The 4,406-nt window shown below is 38.1% G+C and carries 2 protein-coding genes, 22 tRNA genes, 1 rRNA gene and 1 pseudogene; 25 read left to right on the top strand and 1 reads right to left on the bottom strand.

The window, feature by feature from the left end; genetic code table 11:
• The 23 genes from rrf to CD111_RS06645 all read left to right on the top strand — a co-directional run.
• A 5S ribosomal RNA gene (rrf, locus tag CD111_RS06755) occupies positions 1-86 on the top strand; the annotation flags it as partial.
• A gap of 29 nt (positions 87-115) precedes the next feature.
• Positions 116-191 (top strand) — tRNA-Val (locus CD111_RS06750).
• A 6-nt stretch (positions 192-197) separates the two neighbouring features.
• Positions 198-273: transfer RNA gene (locus tag CD111_RS06745), tRNA-Thr, on the top strand.
• 7 nt (positions 274-280) lie between these two features.
• Positions 281-356: transfer RNA gene (locus CD111_RS06740), tRNA-Lys, on the top strand.
• A gap of 4 nt (positions 357-360) precedes the next feature.
• Positions 361-442: transfer RNA gene (locus CD111_RS06735), tRNA-Leu, on the top strand.
• 34 nt (positions 443-476) lie between these two features.
• Positions 477-551, top strand: a tRNA-Gly gene (locus CD111_RS06730).
• 6 nt (positions 552-557) lie between these two features.
• Positions 558-646, top strand: a tRNA-Leu gene (locus CD111_RS06725).
• Between the two features lie 9 nt (positions 647-655).
• Positions 656-729, top strand: a tRNA-Arg gene (locus CD111_RS06720).
• 21 nt (positions 730-750) lie between these two features.
• Positions 751-824: transfer RNA gene (locus CD111_RS06715), tRNA-Pro, on the top strand.
• Positions 825-850: 26 nt separating this feature from the next.
• Positions 851-926 (top strand) — tRNA-Ala (locus tag CD111_RS06710).
• 24 nt (positions 927-950) lie between these two features.
• Positions 951-1,024: transfer RNA gene (locus CD111_RS06705), tRNA-Met, on the top strand.
• Positions 1,025-1,059: 35 nt separating this feature from the next.
• Positions 1,060-1,133: transfer RNA gene (locus CD111_RS06700), tRNA-Ile, on the top strand.
• 12 nt (positions 1,134-1,145) lie between these two features.
• Positions 1,146-1,238 (top strand) — tRNA-Ser (locus tag CD111_RS06695).
• A 29-nt stretch (positions 1,239-1,267) separates the two neighbouring features.
• A tRNA-Met gene (locus CD111_RS06690) sits at positions 1,268-1,341 on the top strand.
• Between the two features lie 11 nt (positions 1,342-1,352).
• Positions 1,353-1,428 (top strand) — tRNA-Asp (locus CD111_RS06685).
• A gap of 20 nt (positions 1,429-1,448) precedes the next feature.
• A tRNA-Phe gene (locus CD111_RS06680) sits at positions 1,449-1,521 on the top strand.
• Positions 1,522-1,534: 13 nt separating this feature from the next.
• Positions 1,535-1,610, top strand: a tRNA-Thr gene (locus CD111_RS06675).
• 6 nt (positions 1,611-1,616) lie between these two features.
• Positions 1,617-1,700 (top strand) — tRNA-Tyr (locus CD111_RS06670).
• A gap of 13 nt (positions 1,701-1,713) precedes the next feature.
• Positions 1,714-1,787 (top strand) — tRNA-Trp (locus CD111_RS06665).
• A 2-nt stretch (positions 1,788-1,789) separates the two neighbouring features.
• A tRNA-His gene (locus CD111_RS06660) sits at positions 1,790-1,862 on the top strand.
• A 16-nt stretch (positions 1,863-1,878) separates the two neighbouring features.
• Positions 1,879-1,950, top strand: a tRNA-Gln gene (locus tag CD111_RS06655).
• Positions 1,951-1,959: 9 nt separating this feature from the next.
• Positions 1,960-2,034 (top strand) — tRNA-Cys (locus CD111_RS06650).
• Positions 2,035-2,263: 229 nt separating this feature from the next.
• Positions 2,264-2,348: transfer RNA gene (locus tag CD111_RS06645), tRNA-Leu, on the top strand.
• A 100-nt stretch (positions 2,349-2,448) separates the two neighbouring features.
• Here CD111_RS06645 and CD111_RS06640 read toward each other — a convergent pair.
• Complete coding sequence (locus CD111_RS06640) at positions 2,449-2,802, bottom strand: MerR family transcriptional regulator (protein WP_095087150.1); 354 nt, start codon at positions 2,800-2,802, stop codon at positions 2,449-2,451.
• Positions 2,803-2,879: 77 nt separating this feature from the next.
• Between CD111_RS06640 and CD111_RS06635 the strand changes: the two genes are divergently transcribed.
• Both CD111_RS06635 and CD111_RS06630 read left to right on the top strand, forming a co-directional pair.
• A complete protein-coding gene (locus tag CD111_RS06635; protein WP_095087155.1) occupies positions 2,880-3,569 on the top strand; it encodes a type 1 glutamine amidotransferase domain-containing protein in 690 nt (229 codons plus the stop codon).
• A 274-nt stretch (positions 3,570-3,843) separates the two neighbouring features.
• Positions 3,844-4,406 (top strand): annotated as a pseudogene (locus CD111_RS06630) (alpha-glucosyltransferase N-terminal domain-containing protein); the annotation flags it as partial.

The following is a 4,406-nucleotide window of genomic DNA, read 5'->3' as shown; positions in this document are numbered from 1 at the left end:
TGTTCCCATGCCGAACACAGAAGTTAAGCTCTTTAGCGCCGATGGTAGTTGGGCTTACGTTCCGCGAGAGTAGGACGTTGCCGGGCAAGTAATAAATTACTTATACATATAAAATGGAGAATTAGCTCAGCTGGGAGAGCATCTGCCTTACAAGCAGAGGGTCGGCGGTTCGAACCCGTCATTCTCCACCATTTTTAGCCGGCCTAGCTCAACTGGTAGAGCAACTGACTTGTAATCAGTAGGTTGGGGGTTCAAGTCCTCTGGCCGGCACCATGTTTTAGAGCCATTAGCTCAGTTGGTAGAGCATCTGACTTTTAATCAGAGGGTCAGAGGTTCGAATCCTCTATGGCTCACCATTTAGCGGGTGTGGCGGAATTGGCAGACGCACTAGACTTAGGATCTAGCGCCTTCGGGCGTGGGGGTTCGACTCCCTTCACCCGCATTATTTTTAATAATATGATTCAAGCATTTAATAAGCAGAAGTAGTTCAGCGGTAGAATACAACCTTGCCAAGGTTGGGGTCGCGGGTTCGAATCCCGTCTTCTGCTCCATTATTTGCCGGGGTGGCGGAACTGGCAGACGCACAGGACTTAAAATCCTGCGGTAAGTGATTACCGTACCGGTTCGATTCCGGTCCTCGGCACCATATTATTAAGCGCCCGTAGCTCAATTGGATAGAGCGTTTGACTACGGATCAAGAGGCTAGGGGTTCGACTCCTCTCGGGCGCGTAAAGCCATTTATTATGGTTACGGGAAGTAGCTCAGCTTGGTAGAGCACTTGGTTTGGGACCAAGGGGTCGCAGGTTCGAATCCTGTCTTCCCGACTTCTTTAAAAAATTATTATTTAAATGGGGGCTTAGCTCAGATGGGAGAGCGCCTGCTTTGCACGCAGGAGGTCAGCGGTTCGATCCCGCTAGTCTCCACCATTTAAAGAGTATTAATATTATCATGGCGGCGTAGCTCAGCTGGCTAGAGCGTACGGTTCATACCCGTGAGGTCGGGGGTTCGATCCCCTCTGCCGCCATTAAATTTTTAATATGTTTACATATTTTTGATTTTGGACCTTTAGCTCAGTTGGTCAGAGCAAACGGCTCATAACCGTTGGGTCGCAGGTTCGAGTCCTGCAAGGTCCATACTTATATATTGGAGGAATACCCAAGTCCGGCTGAAGGGATCGGTCTTGAAAACCGACAGGGGCTTAACGGCTCGCGGGGGTTCGAATCCCTCTTCCTCCGCCATTATATTTGTAAATATTATTTATTATTATCGCGGGATGGAGCAGTTCGGTAGCTCGTCGGGCTCATAACCCGAAGGTCGGTGGTTCAAATCCGCCTCCCGCAATTATTATTTTAGGTCCCGTGGTGTAGCGGTTAACATGCCTGCCTGTCACGCAGGAGATCGCGGGTTCGATTCCCGTCGGGACCGCCATTTTTAAAAATTTGATGTATGGCTCAGTAGCTCAGTCGGTAGAGCAAAGGACTGAAAATCCTTGTGTCGGCGGTTCGATTCCGTCCTGAGCCATTTTTATCATTATGCCGGCCTAGCTCAATTGGTAGAGCAACTGACTTGTAATCAGTAGGTTGGGGGTTCAAGTCCTCTGGCCGGCACCATCTATCGGAGGGGTAGCGAAGTGGCTAAACGCGGCGGACTGTAAATCCGCTCCTTCGGGTTCGGCAGTTCGAATCTGCCCCCCTCCACCATTCTTAATTTAATAGGGGCATAGTTCAACGGTAGAATAGAGGTCTCCAAAACCTTTGGTGTGGGTTCGATTCCTACTGCCCCTGCCATGGCGGTTGTGGCGAAGTGGTTAACGCATCGGATTGTGGTTCCGACATTCGTGGGTTCGATTCCCATCAGCCGCCCTTATTTTAATATTAATGGGCTATAGCCAAGCGGTAAGGCAACGGACTTTGACTCCGTCACGCGCTGGTTCGAATCCAGCTAGCCCAGTTTGTCTTAGGCGGCATAGCCAAGTGGTAAGGCATAGGTCTGCAAAACCTCTATTCACCGGTTCAAATCCGGTTGCCGCCTCCATTAATATTTTGCGGGAGTATTTCAACTCTTAGAATACATTCCTTCCCGGAATGAGATATAGGTGTAAATCCTATCTTCCGCTCCATTATTGTTTTTTAATTATTTTAAAATGCGGGAGTATTTCAACTTTTAGAATACATTCCTTCCCGGAATGAGATATAGGTGTAAGTCCTATCTTCCGCTCCATTATTTCTTCCATTGGGAAGATTTTTTTGTAGAGTTTAATTATGCCGGTGTGGTGGAATTGGCAGACACGCGGGACTCAAAATCCCGTGTCCGTTGAGGACGTGTCGGTTCGAACCCGACCACCGGTACTTATTATCATTTCTATTAGAAACATTTAGGTCGTAAACATTGAGTTTACGGCTTTTTTGTTTGTCTTCAATTCTTTACCAATAATGAATATTGTATCATTTAGAAATCATTTTGGTTTGAATCTTTAATCTTTTCATCAATTTCGTAAATATAATTCATATATTCATTTCTTTTTAGTTCTAAATATTTTTTATGTTCAATAAGGATATCTTTTTTACTTAAATCATTTTGGTAGAAGGCTGATATTTTGTTTTTTATCTCTTTAATGGGCATGTTCAAAGTTCGTAAGCATAATATGAATTTAAGTATTTCTATATCCCTTTGTGTATACAAGCGATGATTATTTGAATCTCTATAAAAGTTTTGAATTAAACCATGTTTTTCATAATATCTAATTCTACTTGAATTTGTCCTTAAAATATTAGATACTTCATTAATTGTTAATAATTCCATATATATTTTCCTTTCCTTAAACCTTAGTTTAAATGATACTATGATATTATCAAAAATAAAGAATGGAGTGTATATAAATGTCAAAAATTTTAATAGCAGTTACGAGTGTTTCAAAATATCCAGAATTAGATAGAGCAACAGGTTTATGGTTAGGTGAGGCTGTACACTTTGCAGATGAATTTTATAAAAATGGATATGAAATTGATTTTGTAAGTCCTAAAGGTGGTTATACCCCAATAGATCCTGAAAGTTTGAAAGCTGAAGTTATGACAGAATTGGATTGGAAATATTATCAGGACACTGAATTCATGAATAAACTAGGAAATACTTTAAAAGCATCAGAAATAAATCCTGACTTATATGATGTTATTTATTATGCAGGTGGGCATGGTGTAATTTGGGATTTCAAAGATGATAAAAATCTTCAAGAAATATCGCATAAAGTATATACGAATCATGGTATTGTTTCTTCAGTATGTCATGGTGCTATAGGGTTACTAAATATAAAAGATAGCGAAGATAATTTTCTCATTAATGGAAAAGAACTAACTGGATTTTCTAATAGTGAAGAAATAGAGGCAGGTCTTGATCAACATGTTCCTTATTTAACAGAAGATGAACTTAAAAATCGAGGTGCAAAGTATGTTAAAGAAGCAAATTGGTCATCTTATGCTGTTCAAGATGATAGGTTAGTTACTGGTCAAAATCCACAATCAGGTCAGGCAGTTGCAATCAAAATAATAGAAATGTTAAATAAACAAGATTAACAAATTTATTTGTACGTATATATTACTTATAATTTGAATAATAAAATTATGTATGCCGTAAACATTGAGTTTACGGCTTTATATTGCTGTTTTTATTAATATTTATATATATTGAATCTATAATAGGTTCTTATATTATTTTGTTTAATAATTCATTTTTATTCATAAGTCAATGTTATTGATATTATTTATAAAATATTATTTTCTTTTATTAAATATGGGATTAAGTGTTAAACTTCTGTTATAATTTTAGTAACGGAAGTGAGGGGATATTGTGATTTGTACTATAACTACTACATTACCTGAAATACATGGTGGAAGAACAAAGTCATTATTAAATAGAATAAAGTTCTTAGAAGAGTCATTAGGGGAAGAAAATGCTATATTTACAACGAATTATAATCCAAACTATCTAAGTGTATATGATAGTTTTGAAAAACGACATATCATTAGTGAAAATTTAAAAATATATAATATGTATGAATGGTTATCTAATCATAATCTTTTTGAAAAAACTAGAAAGAAAAGACATTATTTAAAGAGAAAAGAAGAATTAAAAGTCCCATTTAAAAATTATGAAACTAAAAATAGTGAGAATGTAACAAGGTACTATATTGACGGGCAATATGTATTGTTCAGAAGATTTTATAAAAATACGAAAGTGTTACAATTTGAAGATTTTATGTCTCCAATATCTAAGCAAAAATTAGAAAGAAGGGAATATACCTTAAAAGGTACGCTTCATAAAATAACAAATTATTCTCCTTTTTCTAGAAATAAAATATATGAAGAGTATTACGATATCAGTGGAAATATGTATTTGAAGAAGTTCTTTTC

The organism is Mammaliicoccus stepanovicii, from assembly GCF_002902525.1.
Lineage (GTDB): Bacteria > Bacillota > Bacilli > Staphylococcales > Staphylococcaceae > Mammaliicoccus > Mammaliicoccus stepanovicii.
This window is presented reverse-complemented; position numbering and strand designations above follow the sequence as displayed.

What these genes read in the sequence shown, in the direction of transcription:
- CD111_RS06640 (WP_095087150.1), bottom strand. Translation starts at nt 2,802, where the DNA reads ATGGAATTATTAACAATTAATGAAGTATCTAATATTTTAAGGACAAAT.
- CD111_RS06635 (WP_095087155.1), top strand. Translation starts at nt 2,880, where the DNA reads ATGTCAAAAATTTTAATAGCAGTTACGAGTGTTTCAAAATATCCAGAA.